Origin of the sequence: Gillisia sp. Hel_I_86 (assembly GCF_007827275.1) — a bacterium.
In the GTDB taxonomy this organism is placed as follows: domain Bacteria; phylum Bacteroidota; class Bacteroidia; order Flavobacteriales; family Flavobacteriaceae; genus Gillisia.
Map to the genome: position 1 here is coordinate 3,251,896 of NZ_VISE01000001.1, position 17,739 is coordinate 3,269,634.

A 17,739-nucleotide genomic window follows, 5' to 3' on the forward strand; every position below is an offset into this window, starting at 1 on the left:
ATGAAAGTGATGGGACTTAGTTCAAATATTTATCCTAGATTATCTTGAATGTGAATAAGCTTTCTATGTACCATTCTATCCTCTAATTGTTTCATCATATCAAAAATGAAAGTTAAACTATTTGAATATAATAGTATTACTATTATATTTGCAATCAAACATATTAATATGGAAGATTTACTTAAAAATTTGAGGATCAATGTCAATGACAAAACTTATCTGAAAGATCCGGAATCGTCAGTATTAGGGAAAAGTATTATTACCAATAGTATAGATCTTATTAACGAAATAGGCTTTGAAGCCTTTACATTTAAAAAGTTGGGCATCGTTATAAAATCCAATGAAAGCTCCATATACCGCTATTTTGAGAATAAACATAAGTTATTGCTATATCTAACATCTTGGTACTGGGCCTGGCTAGAATATCAAATGGTTATTAAAACTTTTAGTATTTCCAACCCAAAGAAAAAACTGGAAGAAATTATTCTGTTGGTCACTAAATCTATAGAAACAGATTCCAATTTTTCTCATATCAACGAGGTTAAATTAAGTAAGATCGTGATCAATGAATATTCAAAATCTTTTTTGACCAAAGAGGTAGATACAGAAAATAAAGAAGGGTATTTTTCTATCTATAAACGACTGATCCTGCGTATAAAAGAAGCAATAGCTGCAGTAGACCCCTCCTATAAATATCCGATTAGTTTGGCTGGTACCCTTGTAGAAGGTTCTTTGCACCAGCATTTCTTAAAAGAACATTTCCCAAATATAACCGATTGCAATGAATCGATCACCCCTTCAGAATTTTATAAAAACCTGGTTTTTAAGTCTTTAAATATAGTATCTTAAATGAAAAATACAATGTCTCCCTGGGAACGATTTATTGGCTTGCTTCAGCTGGATAAACGAGATTTAAAACACATATTTTACTACGCTTTAACAGCAGGAATTGTTGCACTTTCCCTCCCTTTGGGAATACAAGCGATCATTAATTTAATTCAAGGTGCACAAATATCTTCTTCGTGGATAGTTCTTGTGGTACTAGTTACCATGGGCGTTGCATTTCAAGGAGCCTTGCAACTTATGCAAATACGAATTTTGGAAAGTATTCAACAAAAGATATTTACAAGATCTTCTTTCGAATTTGCATATAGGTTTCCTAAAATAAAAACCAGTGAATTGCATAACTATTATCCACCAGAATTAGCAAATAGATTTTTTGATACGCTAACAGTTCAAAAAGGATTATCCAAAATATTAATAGATTTTCCCGCAGCTGTTTTACAGATTATATTTGGGATTATATTGCTCTCATTCTATCATTCTTTTTTTATAATATATGGGATCCTTCTTATCCTGCTCATCTACATTGTTTTTAAATTCACAGCCCAGAAAGGATTGGAAACAAGCCTTAAAGAATCGAAGAACAAATACAAGGTGGCACATTGGTTACAAGAAATAGCCAGATCTGTGGTAAGCTTTAAGCTCTCTGGAAAAACTTCCCTTGCAATGGATAGAAATGATAAGCTCACAACTTCGTATCTAGTTGCCAGAGAAAGTCATTTTAGAGTTTTGGTGCTTCAATTTATTCAGATGATTGGTTTTAAGATTCTGGTAACTGCTGGACTTTTAGTAATTGGTGGTTTGCTGGTTATTAATCAACAAATGAACATTGGTCAATTTGTAGCTGCAGAAATTATTATTTTATTGGTGATTACTTCCGTAGAAAAATTAATCACAGGATTGGAAACCTTCTACGATGTGCTTACTTCCTTAGAGAAAATAGGTCAGGTTGTAGATAAAAAATTAGAACCCCAAGATGGGATAAATCCTTTTGCCAACCCACAGCCTTTAAAGGTGGAATTGGAACATGTTCATTACACTACTTCAGATGGAATGGATATTTTAAAGGATATCAATTTGTCTATTGGTAAACAAGAGCGCATTCTTTTAGAAGGAACAACAGGTTCGGGAAAAACAACTTTATTAAAGCTAGTTTCGGGATTGATCTATCCCACCAAGGGTTCCTTATATATTAATGAAAATTCAATAAAGGGAATATGGCCCAATAAATACCGAAGAAAGATTGGACAAGTCTTACCAGAACAACATCCTTTTGAAGGAACTATCTTGGAAAATATAACTTTTGGTGACCCTGAGATCACAATAACCAGGGTGAACGAAGTTTGTAAAAATTTAGGTTTACTTAGTTTTATTAAAGAACAACCAAAGGGTTTAAAAACCAAGTTATACTCGGAAGGGAAACAAATTCCCTATACTATTGCAAAGCGTATAGTACTTGCCAGAGCAATAGTGCATGAGCCAGAATTATTGTTGCTCAAAGATCCTTTGGAACATTTTGAAACACAGGACTCTAAAGAGATCATAACTTACCTAACCCATAATGAACAGCCATGGTCCATTATTGTTTCTTCCAGAAATGCTATGTGGAGGAGATATTGTACCCAAACCATAAAGATGACAAATGGAACCATAAAAACGACTACAAATGCTTAATATCTCCCGAAATCAGCTCAACAAGAACGTAACATTGGTGGGATATAAGGCTTTTGAGAAAGCATTTAAGTCCAAGCATTTTAAAATATTCAATCGGTTTTTACTCGCCTTGGGAATTATAGCTTTGGTGATCCTGTTTTTACCTTGGACACAAAATGTGTCGGGAAATGGTTATGTTACCACGCTCACACCAGATCAACGGCCACAAACCATACAATCTCCTATCCCGGGACGGATAGAAAAATGGTATGTTCGGGAAGGTGATTTTGTTAAGAAAGGAGATACTATTTTATTTATTTCGGAAATTAAAAATGAATATCAAGATCCGCTTTTAGTGGAGCGAACCAGAGATCAACGGGATGCCAAAAATAGGTCTGTAACTTCTTATCAAGGAAAGATAGCTGCTTTGCAAGGTCAAATTTCAGCGCTTAACAAAGAACGCAGATTGAAATTACAGCAAGCAGAAAATAAATTGATGCAAGCGCGTTTAAAAGTAAAAACCGATAGTATAGATCTACAGGCAGCCAACACCAATAGGGATATTGCAGCGCGCCAGTTTTCCCGAACGCAGACTTTACAAGCAGAAGGTTTAAAAGCCATGACAGAGGTGGAAGAGAAGCGACTGAAACTTCAGGAAACAGAAGCCAAATTAAATTCCCAAGAGAATAAACTGCTCAGCACCAGAAACAATGTAATCAATGCCGAAGTGGAAATAAGTCGGGTAGCCGCTGAATATGCAGATAAAATAGCAAAGGCCAGTAGCGAGAGGTTTACAGCCGAATCGAATCAATTTGAAGCAGAGGCAGAGGTTAGCAAACTGGAAAACAGGTCTACCAATTACGAGTTGCGCAGTGCCATGATGTATATAACCGCCCCACAAAATGGATATATCAATAAGGCCTTAAGGGCAGGATTGGGGGAGACGTTTAAAGAAGGTGAAAAGTTAGTGGGGATCATGCCTTCTAATTACGACCTCGCCGTAGAAACATATGTAAACCCAATAGATCTTCCTTTAATGCATTTGGATGAGCGTGTGCGCGTTCAATTTGATGGGTGGCCGGCAATTGTTTTTAGCGGTTGGCCTGGTGCTACCTTTGGAACATACTCTGGAAAAATAGTAGCAATAGAAACTTTTATAAGTGCCAATGGTAAATTTAGAATTCTTATTGCTCCAGATAAGGAGCATGAACCTTGGCCCAAAAATGTAAGGGTAGGATCTGGCGCACTTACTTTTGCCTTACTGGAAGATGTGCCCATCTGGTACGAGATCTGGAGAAAGCTTAATGGATTTCCCCCTAATTATTATACCCCAAAAGATTCCAATTCAACAAAAACCAAAAAGTAAATGAAGAACTTACTTGTAGTTGTAGCAATTGTATTTGTTTCTACTCTTGGTACTAGAGGTCAAGAGAACACAAATTCAGTTAGTGAAGTACTTTCTTTTGAAGAGTATTTGGGATATGTAAAGCAGCATCATCCCCTTTTAAAGCAAGCCAACCTGCAACTTAGTTTTGGCGAAGCCAATTTGTTGGAGGCTCGAGGTGGATTTGATCCTAAGATCGAGGTAGATTATGGCCGCAAGCAATTTAAAAGTGTCGAATATTACGATTTGCTAAATGCAACCTTTAAAATACCTACCTGGTATGGGGTGGAATTTAAAGCCAATTTTGAAGAGAATACGGGGCAGTATTTAAATCCGAGTTTACAAGTTCCAGAAGGGGGACTGTATAGTGCGGGGGTCTCTTTTTCCCTTGCGCAAGGATTATTGATGAATGAACGTATGGCAATGCTGAAAAAAGCTCGTTTTTATATACACCAAACGAAAGCCCAACGTGATTTGATGGTAAACGACCTGATTTTTGAAGCAAGCAAGGCTTATCTGGAATGGGTGGAAGCCTATAATGAACAAGTTATCTATGTAGATTTTACCACCAATGCCCAACTACGGTTTCAAGGAGTTAAAAGAAGCGTAGAAGAAGGAGATAAAGCAGCGATAGATGCCACCGAAGCAAAAATAACGCTACAAACCAGAAAGTTGAATTTAGAAGCGGCGAAGCTTAAAACCAAAAAAGCAGCTTTAAAAGCCAGTAATTTTTTATGGGTGAACGATGTGCCGGTAGAGATAAACGAAGATATTGTGCCGATTTTACCAAATGATGCCATTTTATCGAGCTCGTTGTACCTGGAAGGAATTAGCAGTGAAAGCCAATCCAGTGTGAATCATCCAAAGATAAGAAGTATAGACGCTAAGGTGAAAGGATTGGAAGTAGAACGATCGCTAAAACGAAACAAATTATTACCAAAATTAGACTTTCAATATAATTTCCTAAGCCCGGAAGCAGAACAATTAAACACTTTTAATACTGAAAATTATAAAGCAGGAGCCAGCTTTAGCATGCCCTTATTTCTTAGGAAGGAAAGGGGAGCGGTTAAGCTGGCAAATCTAAAGCTTCAGGACGCTAATTTTGAGCGGTCAGCAACGGGAGTAAGCCTTCAAAACAAGATTAAAGCTGTTGCTATTGAAATTGAATCCTTGCAGCAACAAAACGAGCTTATTTACGAGATCGTGGTGGATTACCAAACGATGTTAGCAGCAGAGGAGCGTAAATTCGAGTTAGGGGAAAGTTCACTGTTTTTAATTAATTCCAGAGAACAGAAATTAATTGAAGCTACATTGAAAGCAAATACTTTGCAAATCAAGTTTCTGGATGCGCATGCTAATTTATTTAATGCCATGGGTGTTTCTGAAGAGCTTGGGCAATAGATTTTATCAGAAAATCCCCTATCCTTAAAAACAGACTAGAAAACAGGATCACAAAATGATATATATCATTGATTGTTAGTTGTTTATACAATTACATTTACTCTAGTTTAAGTCCAATAAGCCCAATTGGAAAAGTCACAATACCAGTGGGTGTATTGTTCGTATGGGCAGAGGCTTCACTTTTTATTGTTTTTTGGCTTTCGACGGTCCCGAAAATGGCTTTTTTCCAAGCCTGGGAGGTATGATACCAAAGGGCCTAAAATCATCTGCAATTGAAATCCTTAACAAGAGATAATAAAAGGAAAATAAGCAAAAAAGGATATTAAAGGATAAAAAAGAAGACATCCCATGAAAATCACCTACTACCTTTACAATGCATTTATCATCGAATCAGAAGATATAAAAATCGCCATTGATCCGGGTGCCCTCTTTTTTTATTTTTTTAGGTTCACGACTTTAATTCCCAAATCTAAATGGAAAAGCATCACACATCTTCGTGACTCATGGAGATCCTGACCATTATTGGTATATAGATAAAGTTTCGGCAGTCTCTAATGCCCCTGTAATTTGCAATAAATCCATGGTGGAAAATGTAAAAGATAAAACTCTCATGCTTGGTCCGCGAAATAAAGGACTGGCATTTACAACGCCACTAGAAAAGCTATATACCATTTCGGTGGGTGAAACCATCCAGCTTGATGGCGTGCTAATTACGGGAATAAAGAAGACTCATGGGCAGCTCCTTCTTAAATTGGGGCCATTTTCCAAAACGCTAAAGCCAGGGCCAAAAAAGAGGATCGGGTGGGGAGCAATTGGATTTAATATTGAACTTGACGGAAAGACGGTTGTTAATCTTGGGGACATCCTTCTTCAGGCACGGGAATGGCAATCCATAAAAAACCCTGATGTTTTGATGATCCCCATTGGTGGACAAACGGTCCATAACACCATGGGTGTACAAGAGGCCTTGCAAACGGTAAAATAATGCGCCCAAAACTTGTGATCCCCTGTTATTACAATTGCCCAGCTTTCTTTTCAAAAAAACACAACCCTGCTAACGATATGCTGTTTAAGAGGGAAGTGGAAAAAATAGGGGCAAAATGTGTCATTTTACATAAAGGTGGGGCAACGGAAGTTTAGGGAAATATAAAGCGCTTCATGGAAAAGCCAAACACGCATTTCCGGGATTTTATGATATCGTTAAGCGAAATTTCTGTTTGGTCTTGTTAGCTTTACTATCTAAAAACATAGATATGAAACGATATTTGATACCACTTAGCTTTTTAAGCATAGGAATTGTAAGCTGTCAGGAGAATAAAAAAGATGCAGACAAAAAGAGCGATGTGCCCGAAGCGGTGCAAACAGCTTTTGAAAAGAAATATCCAGGAGAGAACGATCCAGACTGGAAACAAGATGAACACGGATATTGGGAATCGCATTTTAAGAAAGATGGAGAGAAATACCGCGCCGATTTTAATGCAGATGGTTCTTGGGTAGAAACCGAAAACAGTATAAAAGATGGCGAATTACCAGAAGCTATTAAGAATGTAATCACTGAAAAATATTCAGATCGTGAGATCACCGAAGTGGAGCGAGTAGATGGTGCTGAAAAAGGCATTTTTTACGATGTGGAATTCAAACAAAAAGGCAAGAATATGGATGTGGAGTTCCGAGAAGATGGCTCTGTAATCTCCCAATAACTCTCTGGTATTACAGGCAATTTATGTATTAAAGCCCTATTGGACAGGGATTATTATTTGTCTTAAAACAATTCTTTTTTTACCAGTGCAAAATAAGAATCACTAACCGGGATCCTAAGTTCAGAAAGCAGAAGATCCCGGCTTTTTAAGCCAGTTACCTTGTTCTTGTTTACTATAAAAGATCGATGCACTCGCATAAAATTATTTGGTAAAGTACGCTCTAAAGATTTTAGCGATTGGTTGCTCATCACTTTTTTACTGCAGGTATAAAAAATCACATATTCGCTATCACTTTCAATGTGTGTAATTTCTTCTAAATTGATCTTATGTAAATCGTAACCGGACTTCACGGTTATTGTAGTCTGGGATTCTGTAGGATTTTTGGATTCTAATTTATTTACGGCCGTTAAAAAACGCTCGAAAGTAATTGGTTTCAAAAGATAATCGAGAGCATTCAAATCAAAACCTTCCAGTGCATATTCCGCATAAGCAGTAGTGAAAATTATTTTCGTTTCAGGAGCTAGCAACTTGGCAAAATCGGTGCCTTTTAGATCCGGCATCTGTATATCCAAAAATATAAGGTCGATAGTTTCACTTTTTAAGATCGGTAAAGCATCTAGAGGACTTTCAAAAGAACCAACCAACTCTAAAAATTCTACTTTATCAACATAGGTTTTCAGTAAGCCTCTTGCTAACTCTTCATCGTCGATTATTAAACATTTGGTTCTAGACATGTAATTGTAATTCTACTTTATAAACTTCAGCGGTATCTGTAATTAATAAAGTATGGGTTTCTGGATATAAGATAGACAATCTTTTTTTTACATTATTTATGCCTATTCCGCCAACATCATCCTTGTTCATGGGACGTTCCGGCTTCGAGTTTTCAATTTTAAAAGAGATTTCATTAGTATTGGAAACTATTGAAATATTGATAAATGAGCTGGTCCTCTTATCAATATTACTATGTTTAAAGGCGTTTTCTACAAAAGGAATCAGCAACATTGGAGCAATAGAAACATTGGGGTCTTCAATTTTAGCATCAAGTGTGATTGGATATTTTTCACTGCTTTTAAGGCTGAATAAGTTGATATAATTTTCTATGTAAGTAATCTCTTTGCTAATAGAAACCAATGATTTGTCGCATTCATAAAGCACATATCGCAACATATTGGATAAATAGCTGATACTTTGCTGAGTTTTTGTAGTATCTATGGCAGACAGCGCATAAATATTATTTAAAGAATTAAATAAAAAATGAGGGTTGATCTGGGATTTCAAAAATTTTAGTTCCGACTGCAGGCCCTCATTCTTATTAATAATAATTTCCTCTTCTTTCTTTTGTGCAAATATAAAAGTCTCTAAAAATGTAGCGATACTATAAGAGATGCTTAATAGTAAAAGATGAATTAAAAATCCGCCGCCAGGAGGTGGCCGTCTAGTTAGCTCTTCGATTTCATTTCCTTGCAGCTTCGGTAAATTTTCCGGTCGTGGAATTGGAGGGGATTGGAAAAAATTAGAAGCAAAATACAAGCTTACTCCGAGCGCCAAAACCGAAATCAGCACAAAAAACCAATATTTTTTCTTAAAGAGCAGGGCCGGAGCAGCATAATAGATTAAACCTGCAATAAGCACTATCTGAAAACAAAATGCCACGACATTGCTTTGGAAAAACATTGGGTTCTTGTCTGCTGCAAACCATAATGCAAGCCAAATAAATATCCACATTATAACTTGAAATAGGAGTCTTGTAGTTTTGCTCATACTACAAATAAAGGGAATTAAAAATCAACATTTTCTAAAATGGAGGGCATTTAAGACCTACTTAATAGGTGCTTACTGAATGCTTTTGCCCATTCACTTAAAAGCACCGGCAATTCACTGAAAGCCTAAAAAGTGTATGTCTTTATTTATGATATTTGAAGTGTAAAACAATAACAATAAATATTTTATCATGAAAAGTAAAACAATAAACAAACTGATTTTTAGTGCACTATTGATGGTTTTTGGAATAGTTTCCACCAATGCACAATCTAAAGAAAACAATCAACCTAAAACGCCTCCTACGGCTAAGGAACTTATCAAACAAATGGATAAAAATGAAGACGGGAAACTTTCTAAAGCAGAAGTAAAAGGACCATTGAAAGATGATTTTAAAAAGATAGATACCAATGAGGATGGCTTTTTAACTATCAAGGAATTAGAAAAAGCGCCTAAGCCAAAAAGAAAAGAGAAAAGGTAAATAAATTTTAGAAGAAATTGGAAACCGAAGTAAATGAAAAAAATAAAGAAGAATATAAACCTATTCTTTAAAGCCTTAAGCTTTGGTGCACTGCTAATAAGTCTTAATTCATGTAGTAGCGATGATAGTATAATCAACGAACTAGGAGAAGTAGATGACCCAGATTTTGAGACAACAGATTGGACAATAGAAACACATAGTAATTTTGTAAGTCCTAATTTTGATGAAGTTTTTGGAGATAATGCTGTAAAAAGATTGGATATAGTTATTACAGAAGCGCGTTGGCAAAGTATGCTAGATGATATGACTGCAATCTACGGCGCTTTTGGAGTATCAAGCAGTCCAAGTGGCGGGGACATAGACCCTATTTCTATTCCTGCAGAGATATTTTATAATGGACTGGAATGGTATCGTGTGGGGGTAAGTTTTAAGGAAAATTCTGGTTTACAACAAAGTTGGCAAAGCGGTATTTTAAAATTACCCTTCAACTTAGATTTTGATGAGTTTGAAGATGCTTATCCCCAAATTGAAAATCAGCGTTTTTATGGCTTTAAAAAATTAAGTCTCAAAAATAATTTTAGTGATAAATTAATTTTAAAAGATAAAACAGCAACCAGTGAACTTAGCGATGAGGTTATAGAAACTTCTAATAAGGCATTTTATACTGTGTATGTAGACCATGGGGAAGGGCCACAATATTTTGGAGTATATACCATGGTGGAAGAAGTTGATCAAACTTCATAGTACTAAAGTTTTTAATAAGAATGCCTAATAGAAAAACAACATATTACCGCCTTTTGAATTAAAGGATAAAATTAAATATTAAAATAATTTTTTTGTGGTTAGTAGTGGTTAAAGGCTTCACAATGTTGAACTTGTGAAGCCTTTTTTATAAAGCAACAAAGTATATAAATGCATAATATAAAATCCCGGTGATGAAATTGTTCAGAAAAATCAGAAAAAACTTATTGATCTCTGGGAAAACCAAAAGTTACCTGATCTATGCTTTTGGAGAAATTTTTTTGATAGTAGTGGGGATATTAATTGCCTGGAAAATCAATGATTTAAATGAAATAAATAAAAATAGAATAGTAGAAGTGAAAATCTACCAAAGTCTAAATGATGAGTTAAATGCTAATTTAAGCCTTCTCGATTCTTCAATTTTTAGGTATGCAGAAAATATACAGACTATTCAAAATACGATTAACAGTATTCGTTCGCAGCCTCTCGAATTAACAGAAGAAATAAAAGATGGGATTGTTAGGGTTAATTATACACCCACAAAATTGCACAGTGGATCCATGAGTTCCATTAATAGTACTAACAAATTTGAATTCATTGAAAGTGATTCTTTAAGGGATTTAATTGCAGCCTATCCAAATGAATTAGACAATTTCGAAATTCAGGAAGCAAAAATTAATAATCTGATTGTTAACCGTTTGCAACCAGAATTGGAAACCCATATTTCACTATTGGACATTCTTTTAATACGAGACAAAAAAAATACAGAGGTTAAGTTTGTTTCAAATGAAGCTGATTATGAGGAATTGTTGAATAGCAGAAGATTTCAAAACATCCTGGTGGATAGGTTATTACAAACAGAAAATCAATTGATTATAAGCAATAGTTTAAGAGACAAAACTCAAATGATAGCATTCAAACTAAATAAAGAATTAGAGAATTAACAATAGTATTTTAGAAATAAGGCATTAAAACTTAAGATTCATAACAAATAATTAAAAAGTAAACTAAAATTATAGTAATAGAAATCATGAAAAAGATAAACAAAGCCAGACTAGCCGTTTTAAGCACAATTACAATGACAGTATTTGCTTTTATTGCTTGCAGTAACGATGAAGAAAGTATCGATGAAGTTACTTCGACAGGAGAGCTACATGCTGCATTTGCAGAATTTGATACCGATGAAACTTCAATTTATTTGAGTGGAAGTAATGTGGTTATTGAAACCACTGGAAACCCAAATCATACAACAGTATATTGGGGAGAAGGCAATGCTTTATATAAAGAAGAACCTAATGTAGATTTAACACCAAGTATTATCCCAAATTATGATGCTTCGGCCACATTAACGGTATCACAAAACCCTCAAAAAGCGAGTTCCCCAACTTCAACAAGTTTGGGAGCTATTGGAATTGCAATAAGTGGTGCAGCTATTTTCAATGATCAGGAAGGGAACGGAGCTTTAGATCAGGCTGCAGCAAGTTTAGATTATACCGGTGGGCATATTGGGCCACAAGAGTATCATTATCATTTAGAACCCAAAGCTTGGACAGAAGATGACGATAAATTGGTAGGGATCTTGGCAGATGGCTTTTTTATCTACGGAAGAAAATGTAACTCTACAGGTGCGTATCCAACAGATCTGGATGCCTCCGGAGGACATACCAGCATTACACAACATAACACAGAAACAGAATACCATTATCATATAGAAAATGAATTATACAACAACCAATATTACCTCATATTTCCGGGAGCATACCAAGGAACACCAAGTTCAATTAATTAAGTTCTTATCGATTACTGGATTGGTTATGCTTTCTGCCTGCCAGAAACAAAAAGCTGATGTGCTTACCATCAGCGATTTTCAAATCGATAAAGCAGAGCTACAACTTAAGCCTCTCGAAGGAAAATGGTACTACGCTGGAAAAGCTTTTAATGGCTTTGCAATTAGTTACTATCCTACAGGTAGATTAGAATCGCGCATTGGCTATTTTGATGGTAAAAAACAAGGAGAAGCCAAGTTGTGGTATGCAAATGGGACTTTAGCTAAACAATCTTTTTATAACGAGAATCAATTAGATGGTGCTCTTAATAGTTACTGGCCAGATGGATCGCAGAGTGCACAATCAAATTATAGGAATAGCGTACGTCATGGAGTACAAAAGAAATGGTTTGCTAGTGGACAACTTGCAAGGAAAACTACCTATCAAGATGGACAAGAGAGTGGATTGCAACAAGCTTGGTTAGAAAATGGGAAGATCTATGTGAATTACGAAGCCAAGCACGGACGAGTTTTTGGTATGAAGAGAACGAATTTATGTTATCAATTAAAAGATGAAAATGTACAATATCAATAAAATAGTTGGAATGCTATTATTGCTTATCATGCTTGTAAGTTGTAAAAACAAGGAAGGGCAAACAAGTAGGGTTGAAGCCCTTCCTTATTATAGCGAAGCAAGTTTTACCCCGCAATGGTTAACGCCGAATAGCATCCAAGTTAAGGCCTTCCATAAGATCCCTAGCTTTAGTTTAACGAATCAGGAAGGAGCAAGTATTACCAATAAAACCTTTGATGATAAAATCTACGTGGCCGATTTTTTCTTTACCACGTGCCCAGGGATTTGCCCGAAGATGACTGCGAGTATGAGTGTATTACAAGACGAATTTATAGAGGATAACGAAGTACTACTGCTATCCCACTCTGTGACCCCAAAATCAGATTCGGTATCTGTGCTCAAAAAGTACGCTGTGGAGAAGGGAGTAATTTCCAAGAAATGGCATTTGGTAACGGGGGAAAGAAGTGAAATCTATGATTTAGGCCGAAATTCCTATTTCGTGGAAGAAGATCTAGGAGCAACCAAAACCGAGGAAGATTTTTTACACACCGAAAACTTTGTGTTAATAGATGAAAATAAACACATAAGAGGAATTTATAATGGATTAAATAAAACAGCAATTCAGCAACTAATTGCCGATATACAAACCTTAAAAAAAGAACCATAACCTATGAATAAAAAAAGTCTATTTGCTAGGCCCTGCTAGATGGCCTAAATAATAGCGGATTAGCCAAAATTATTTCAAACCCCAATCTCAAGTTCTATTAATAGGACAATTATGTGAAAGGTGAAGACTACCCTAAGTTTGATTAAATCAAGCAAGGCCATCACCTATATGCTGGCAACTATAAAGAACACGGCCTGGGAGAAGAAGCGGAAGATCATGCTGATAATTGATATCATTACACAATATGATAGTTTCCAGTTTATAGCAGTTTCAATTCAAAACTTACAGTTTTATGATATTCACTTTGCGCAATTAATATCTTCTGGCCTTTGGTTGCGCTACCATTGACGTATTTTTATTTATTTGTGAATCCATGACCCTGAAACCAGTTCAGGGTGACGATGCGGAGTTGTCGTCATGCTGAACTTGTTTCAGCATCCCATCAGCTAATATAAAAAACACGTCGATTTCCTACGCTAGATAATTTTTATCATAGGTCTACCATTGACGGATTCCTAAAATATATCAATTTCCTATGCTTTATGTTTTTAGCAAAAGTTTTAAGATGACCAACAATAAACAGGATCATTGGCCACAAATGCACGAATTATTGGTTTTAACAATCCTGGAAAATTATTCGTGAATTCGTGGCAATATCCAGAGAACCAACAAAACGCCGAACAATGCTGAACTGGTCTTAAAATATTAAAAATCTGGAAATAACTTTCCTTTAGAATTTTAAACACGTCAATTTCCTACGCTAGATAATTTTTATGATAGGTCGACAGTCCTTCATATAATACCCTTTTTACAAGATTAGACTTCCAATGCATTATTGAAAATTAATGCTTTTATAGATAGGTAATTTCACGTAATTTTAGCATGTGAAAGAATTAATGCTAATTGTTGGTGGTGTCTATGGTGGTTTAGCTGTCTTATTTGGCGCTTTTGGGGCGCATGCTCTAAAAAAACGGTTTTCTGAAGAGCTTCAAAAAAGTTTTGAGACCGGAGTGCGTTACCAGATGTATCATGCTTTAATAATTATAATATCTGGCGTTATCTTTCCTTTTATAGAAACCTCTCAGCAAATTATGGGTTGGTGTTTTATTTTGGGCGTCATTTTGTTTTCCTTCAGTATCTATGGACTGTGTTTGAGCGCTGCTAATAACAATAAATGGAAATTTCTAGGGCCAATCACTCCGTTGGGAGGTTTGTTATTATTGATAGGTTGGATCTTGTTTGCTATAAACGCTTCAGAAATTGCTATTTATTTGTGAAATTGAAGGGTTTATATAGTACGTTTCAGAATAACAACCATATTTTATTGTCATCCCGACGATAGGCTATCGTGTGGACACATCTTTATGAATGGTCCACCCTTCCATGGCAGCCTTAAAATATTTCAATCCTATCCATAGGGTCGTTATGCCCGGATGCCTTTTGCTTTCATAGCCTTTCCATCCGCCAAGTCTTGCTATCGCCCAAACATATCTCTTTAGCCCTTTTTCCTTGTACGGGTTTTTTTGTTTCTCTGTCCTACCTTCCAGTCTTATTATCTGGTGCTCTAAAAACGTTTGTTCTTCTTCCGTGAAACAGCTATCGGCGCTCATCTCTCCTTCTGGTACCGCATACGCCAGCCGCATCAAGAACAGTTTGATGATGACCTCCATTATCAACAAGCTCAGTTTTCTTACCGATGACCCATACTCCAGCTCTGACGCCTCGATATTGTAGCCCTCTTTTTTTAATATCTTGAACACCTCTTCTATGGTCCACCTCCACTTATACCATTCCACGCACATTTCTGCCATTTCCAGAGTCTCTATGGGCAGGCTTGTCAACAACCTCCAGCACACCCTGTCCGGCCCGGTACGGTTCGCCTCTTTGGCCTCTACCAGGTATAGTTTTATGCTGGGTGCCACTGCTTTGCTTGCCGCCCTGGTCCTTTTAAGTTCCACCTCTTTATATCTGATTTCAATTTTTGCAATCCTTTTTTTTCTTCTGGTCTTTGCACAGGCATCCACCTGTACCTCATAGGATCCTTGATAGGGTTGGTCCGCCAGGCAGCTAAACAATTTTGACCCATCCGCCAAGGTCCTATCCGTACGGGCCCTTATCAATAGATCTGTTTGTGCATCTGGTATGGTTGCAAACTGTTCGTAGATATCGCCTTCCCTATCTTGTACGATCACCATTCCCGCTACCACGCCCCTTAGCGAGGCCTGTGTGTTTTTGGAAACTTCTATCCACTTATAGGACTCTTTTTCTTCTATGGGCAGCTTGCCGTACTGTCTTTCATGCTTTGATGCGAACTCCAAGGGCCTGTTCCAGATCTTTATATCAGAATAGCCGTAGGGGGTGCCGCTCACGGCATCCAAGACCAAACTTGGGTGGATGAAGAACCCCAGTCCCTGGGAATTCTTCGCATTGGTCGTGCCCACAAAGCCATCTTTATTGATCCTATTACCATGGCTGCTTAGGTTGACCTCCGTGGTATCTTGGATACAGACAACAAATTTGCCTGCACAAGCCATCTGGCAATTATGTACCAAGTTCTCTACTATATCTCCTTCACTGACCCTATCGTTCTGCAAAAAACGGTAAACGGCCTTTGCGTCTGATTCGTTCCTGCTGAGCTGACGGATCGAATGGACGCTCTTGCTGAACAGGTCCGATAAAATCTTGTTGCCCCGATAAACCAACCGTTTATCCCCTAAGCCTGTGAACCCCCTTCTCATTTTTTGAGTAAAATTAATGCTAATCCCTTAAAATATTAAATAATTGTGTCCACACGATAGGACGATAGGAGGGATCTCTTCTCCCAGAGATTGTCCAAATTAAGATCCTTCGACAGGGGCGGGATGACTCGAACTAGAGAAGTTGAATAGATGTTTCTATTCTGGAACCAAATCTTCTCTTTTTCCATATTTTTCAGCAAATACGGTAATTACCAAGAGTTGCAAAATGTGATACAACATAATTGGCAATAAAAAAATGCCAACACTCGCACTGGCCCCAAAAATGATCTTCACCATTACAGATCCGTGAACCAAGGATTTTTTAGTTCCACAAAATTTGGCAGTGATAGTGTCTCTTAGATCAAAACCCAGCCATTTGCAAAGTAATCCTAAAATAGAATACATCCCGAAGAATAAGAGGATAACGATTCCTGCAAACTTAATTAGATCCACGATTTTAATTATTTCAAACAATCCAGAATTATAAGAATTGCTGAAACTTGTATAAACTATTAGGATGATTACAGCCTTATCTAAATAACCGAGTTCCCTGCTATGTTTTCTTGCAATTTTTCCTAAGTATTGCTGAAGCACTAAACCCATAAACAAAGGCAGCACAATTTGTAAAAAGAGTTTGTATAGGATCCCCAGGAAATCAAAATCCCCGGATTTCGCTATAAAAAAACTCATCCAAAGGGGTGTGATAAGAATCCCAATTAAGCCTGAAATGCTCGCATTAAAGATAGCAGTGGGCAAATTCCCTCTTGCAATTGCCACCATTACTACTGAGGATGATACCGTGGAAGGCAAAACCCCTAAAAAAAACACCGCAAGCCATAAGTCCGATTGGATCCCACCTTCAAAAAAAGGAATAAACAAGAAGGTTAATAAAGGGAACAGTAAAAAGGTTGAAAATTGAATTAATAAATGCGACCTGTAGTTTAGGAACCCCAACTTTAATTCTTCGGGGGCGAGCTTAAGTCCGTAGAAAAAGAAAATAAGTCCAATTCCTATATTGGTAATAATATTTACCGGTAACTCTTGTAAAGCAGTTGGAAAGAAATACGCCAATATTATGGCAAGAACCAAACTAATTATAAATCCGTTCACTTTCAATTAGGGGAGTATTTTTACATTGTGATCTTCCAATAAATGCATATATTCTTCAGAAGAAAAATCTGTTTCATGAAATTCTTTTTTCCGCTTGAATTTCATTTTTTTCCGCTTAATACTTTTTACAAACCTTCGAATATCATCATCAGTCTCTAAGATAAGCCCTGGAACTGTCAACGATTTCCCTTCCTTGTCTTTCGCTACCATGGTGAAATAAGAAGAATTGCAATGGTTTACCCGGCCTGTCTGGATATTTTCTGATTCCACTCTAATTCCAATTACCATGGAACTTGTGCCCACATAATTAATGGATGCTTTTAAAGTAACCAGTTCTCCTATTTCTATAGGTTTCAAAAAATCTACCGTATCCACACTTGCGGTTACGCAATAGGCCCTGGAGTGTTTAGAACCGCATGCAAAGGCAATCTGATCCAATAGTGATAGCAGGTAACCACCATGAATCTTTCCGTTGAAATTAGAATGGGAGGGAAGCATTAATTCCGAAAAGATCACTTGTGATTCTCCTATTTTTTTGAATTTCTTTTCCATTATCGATCTCTAAAATGTGGAGATTGTGCTTCTTCCACTTCGGTAATAAAATATTTGGTATCACCCCAAAAGAAAAATGTAGCGTATCGCTCTATATAATTGAGCTTTACGTAATTTCCTTCATTTTTCTGAAGGTGTTTAATAACCTCTTCATTTTTTCCCAAAACCGAAAATTGAAAGATCTGTGCGCCACTAATTCCTTGGCTAATCTCGCCTTCCCAAGTTTTTACGATCACTCCTTTATGGCTGAATTTTATAAGTTCTCCTGTTCTGGTCCCTTCACTGTAGGGCACTAGGCTTACGAATGCGAAATAAAGAAGGTAAAATAAAAAAAGCGCTCCAAGGAAGTAAAATAAAAATCGTTTCATA

General features: G+C 36.6%; 20 protein-coding genes. 14 read left to right on the top strand and 6 right to left on the bottom strand.

Going from position 1 to position 17,739, the window contains the following annotated elements; translation table 11 throughout:
- The first annotated feature begins 168 nt into the window (after positions 1-168).
- The 6 genes from JM83_RS14595 to JM83_RS14620 all read left to right on the top strand — a co-directional run bounded on the left by JM83_RS14595 (position 169) and on the right by JM83_RS14620 (position 6,981).
- A complete protein-coding gene (locus tag JM83_RS14595; RefSeq protein ID WP_144963797.1) occupies positions 169-849 on the top strand; it encodes a TetR/AcrR family transcriptional regulator in 681 nt (226 codons plus the stop codon).
- Positions 850-2,517, top strand: coding sequence for a peptidase domain-containing ABC transporter (locus JM83_RS14600; RefSeq protein ID WP_144962882.1), 1,668 nt, complete (start codon positions 850-852; stop codon positions 2,515-2,517).
- The gene (locus JM83_RS14605; RefSeq protein ID WP_144962883.1) at positions 2,510-3,862 is read left to right on the top strand and encodes an HlyD family secretion protein; all 1,353 of its coding nucleotides are present in this window, start codon (positions 2,510-2,512) and stop codon (positions 3,860-3,862) included. The genes JM83_RS14600 and JM83_RS14605 overlap by 8 nt, the downstream gene beginning before the upstream one ends.
- On the top strand, positions 3,863-5,281 hold the full coding sequence (locus JM83_RS14610) for a TolC family protein (RefSeq protein WP_144962884.1): 1,419 nt from the start codon (positions 3,863-3,865) through the stop codon (positions 5,279-5,281). It begins immediately after the preceding gene.
- 490 nt (positions 5,282-5,771) lie between these two features.
- A complete protein-coding gene (locus JM83_RS14615; RefSeq protein WP_144962885.1) occupies positions 5,772-6,266 on the top strand; it encodes an MBL fold metallo-hydrolase in 495 nt (164 codons plus the stop codon).
- A 268-nt stretch (positions 6,267-6,534) separates the two neighbouring features.
- Positions 6,535-6,981 carry a PepSY-like domain-containing protein gene (locus JM83_RS14620; RefSeq protein ID WP_144962886.1) on the top strand — a complete coding sequence of 149 codons (447 nt, stop codon included), beginning with the start codon at positions 6,535-6,537 and terminating at the stop codon, positions 6,979-6,981.
- Between the two features lie 62 nt (positions 6,982-7,043).
- Here the strand turns inward: JM83_RS14620 and JM83_RS14625 are convergent, their stop codons facing one another.
- Positions 7,044-7,715, bottom strand: a complete 672-nt coding sequence (locus tag JM83_RS14625; RefSeq protein WP_144962887.1) for a LytR/AlgR family response regulator transcription factor — start codon at positions 7,713-7,715, stop codon at positions 7,044-7,046.
- A complete protein-coding gene (locus JM83_RS14630; protein WP_144962888.1) occupies positions 7,708-8,745 on the bottom strand; it encodes a sensor histidine kinase in 1,038 nt (345 codons plus the stop codon). The genes JM83_RS14625 and JM83_RS14630 overlap by 8 nt, the downstream gene beginning before the upstream one ends.
- Before the next feature lie 190 nt (positions 8,746-8,935).
- On the opposite strand from JM83_RS14630, the gene JM83_RS14635 reads away from it, so the two are divergent.
- The 8 genes from JM83_RS14635 (at position 8,936) to JM83_RS14670 (ending at position 14,247) form a co-directional block, all read left to right on the top strand.
- Entirely contained in the window at positions 8,936-9,223 is a 288-nt protein-coding gene (locus tag JM83_RS14635) for an EF-hand domain-containing protein (RefSeq protein WP_144962889.1), read from the top strand.
- A 33-nt stretch (positions 9,224-9,256) separates the two neighbouring features.
- A complete protein-coding gene (locus JM83_RS14640) occupies positions 9,257-9,967 on the top strand; it encodes a CotH kinase family protein (protein ID WP_144962890.1) in 711 nt (236 codons plus the stop codon).
- A 191-nt stretch (positions 9,968-10,158) separates the two neighbouring features.
- Complete coding sequence (locus JM83_RS14645; protein WP_144962891.1) at positions 10,159-10,908, top strand: hypothetical protein; 750 nt, start codon at positions 10,159-10,161, stop codon at positions 10,906-10,908.
- Positions 10,909-10,994: 86 nt separating this feature from the next.
- Positions 10,995-11,753: a YHYH protein gene (locus tag JM83_RS14650; RefSeq protein WP_144962892.1), complete on the top strand. Its 759-nt coding sequence runs from the start codon at positions 10,995-10,997 to the stop codon at positions 11,751-11,753.
- Positions 11,680-12,324: a toxin-antitoxin system YwqK family antitoxin gene (locus JM83_RS14655; RefSeq protein ID WP_144962893.1), complete on the top strand. Its 645-nt coding sequence runs from the start codon at positions 11,680-11,682 to the stop codon at positions 12,322-12,324. Before JM83_RS14650 ends, JM83_RS14655 begins: the two co-directional genes overlap by 74 nt.
- The gene (locus JM83_RS14660) at positions 12,308-12,970 is read left to right on the top strand and encodes an SCO family protein (protein WP_315897851.1); all 663 of its coding nucleotides are present in this window, start codon (positions 12,308-12,310) and stop codon (positions 12,968-12,970) included. The genes JM83_RS14655 and JM83_RS14660 overlap by 17 nt, the downstream gene beginning before the upstream one ends.
- 120 nt (positions 12,971-13,090) lie before the next feature.
- Positions 13,091-13,318, top strand: a complete 228-nt coding sequence (locus JM83_RS14665) for a hypothetical protein (RefSeq protein WP_144962895.1) — start codon at positions 13,091-13,093, stop codon at positions 13,316-13,318.
- 536 nt (positions 13,319-13,854) lie between these two features.
- Positions 13,855-14,247 carry a DUF423 domain-containing protein gene (locus JM83_RS14670; protein WP_144962896.1) on the top strand — a complete coding sequence of 131 codons (393 nt, stop codon included), beginning with the start codon at positions 13,855-13,857 and terminating at the stop codon, positions 14,245-14,247.
- A 66-nt stretch (positions 14,248-14,313) separates the two neighbouring features.
- On the opposite strand, the gene JM83_RS14675 is transcribed toward JM83_RS14670, so the two are convergent.
- The 4 genes from JM83_RS14675 to JM83_RS14690 all read right to left on the bottom strand — a co-directional run bounded on the left by JM83_RS14675 (position 14,314) and on the right by JM83_RS14690 (position 17,738).
- Entirely contained in the window at positions 14,314-15,708 is a 1,395-nt protein-coding gene (locus JM83_RS14675; protein ID WP_144959452.1) for an IS4 family transposase, read from the bottom strand.
- Positions 15,709-15,864: 156 nt separating this feature from the next.
- Complete coding sequence (locus JM83_RS14680; RefSeq protein WP_315897863.1) at positions 15,865-16,818, bottom strand: bile acid:sodium symporter family protein; 954 nt, start codon at positions 16,816-16,818, stop codon at positions 15,865-15,867.
- A 6-nt stretch (positions 16,819-16,824) separates the two neighbouring features.
- Positions 16,825-17,370 (bottom strand): acyl-CoA thioesterase, encoded by a 546-nt coding sequence (locus tag JM83_RS14685; RefSeq protein WP_144962898.1) that lies wholly within the window; start codon positions 17,368-17,370, stop codon positions 16,825-16,827.
- Complete coding sequence (locus tag JM83_RS14690) at positions 17,370-17,738, bottom strand: 6-phosphogluconate dehydrogenase (protein WP_144962899.1); 369 nt, start codon at positions 17,736-17,738, stop codon at positions 17,370-17,372. The genes JM83_RS14685 and JM83_RS14690 overlap by 1 nt, the downstream gene beginning before the upstream one ends.
- Between the last annotated feature and the right edge of the window lies 1 nt (position 17,739).

Coding starts and splice junctions, on each gene's coding strand:
- JM83_RS14595 (WP_144963797.1), top strand. CDS start 169: ATGGAAGATTTACTTAAAAATTTGAGGATCAATGTCAATGACAAAACT.
- JM83_RS14600 (WP_144962882.1), top strand. CDS start 850: ATGAAAAATACAATGTCTCCCTGGGAACGATTTATTGGCTTGCTTCAG.
- JM83_RS14605 (WP_144962883.1), top strand. CDS start 2,510: ATGCTTAATATCTCCCGAAATCAGCTCAACAAGAACGTAACATTGGTG.
- JM83_RS14610 (WP_144962884.1), top strand. CDS start 3,863: ATGAAGAACTTACTTGTAGTTGTAGCAATTGTATTTGTTTCTACTCTT.
- JM83_RS14620 (WP_144962886.1), top strand. CDS start 6,535: ATGAAACGATATTTGATACCACTTAGCTTTTTAAGCATAGGAATTGTA.
- JM83_RS14625 (WP_144962887.1), bottom strand. CDS start 7,715: ATGTCTAGAACCAAATGTTTAATAATCGACGATGAAGAGTTAGCAAGA.
- JM83_RS14630 (WP_144962888.1), bottom strand. CDS start 8,745: ATGAGCAAAACTACAAGACTCCTATTTCAAGTTATAATGTGGATATTT.
- JM83_RS14635 (WP_144962889.1), top strand. CDS start 8,936: ATGAAAAGTAAAACAATAAACAAACTGATTTTTAGTGCACTATTGATG.
- JM83_RS14640 (WP_144962890.1), top strand. CDS start 9,257: ATGAAAAAAATAAAGAAGAATATAAACCTATTCTTTAAAGCCTTAAGC.
- JM83_RS14645 (WP_144962891.1), top strand. CDS start 10,159: ATGAAATTGTTCAGAAAAATCAGAAAAAACTTATTGATCTCTGGGAAA.
- JM83_RS14650 (WP_144962892.1), top strand. CDS start 10,995: ATGAAAAAGATAAACAAAGCCAGACTAGCCGTTTTAAGCACAATTACA.
- JM83_RS14655 (WP_144962893.1), top strand. CDS start 11,680: ATGAATTATACAACAACCAATATTACCTCATATTTCCGGGAGCATACC.
- JM83_RS14660 (WP_315897851.1), top strand. CDS start 12,308: ATGTACAATATCAATAAAATAGTTGGAATGCTATTATTGCTTATCATG.
- JM83_RS14675 (WP_144959452.1), bottom strand. CDS start 15,708: ATGAGAAGGGGGTTCACAGGCTTAGGGGATAAACGGTTGGTTTATCGG.
- JM83_RS14685 (WP_144962898.1), bottom strand. CDS start 17,370: ATGGAAAAGAAATTCAAAAAAATAGGAGAATCACAAGTGATCTTTTCG.
- JM83_RS14690 (WP_144962899.1), bottom strand. CDS start 17,738: ATGAAACGATTTTTATTTTACTTCCTTGGAGCGCTTTTTTTATTTTAC.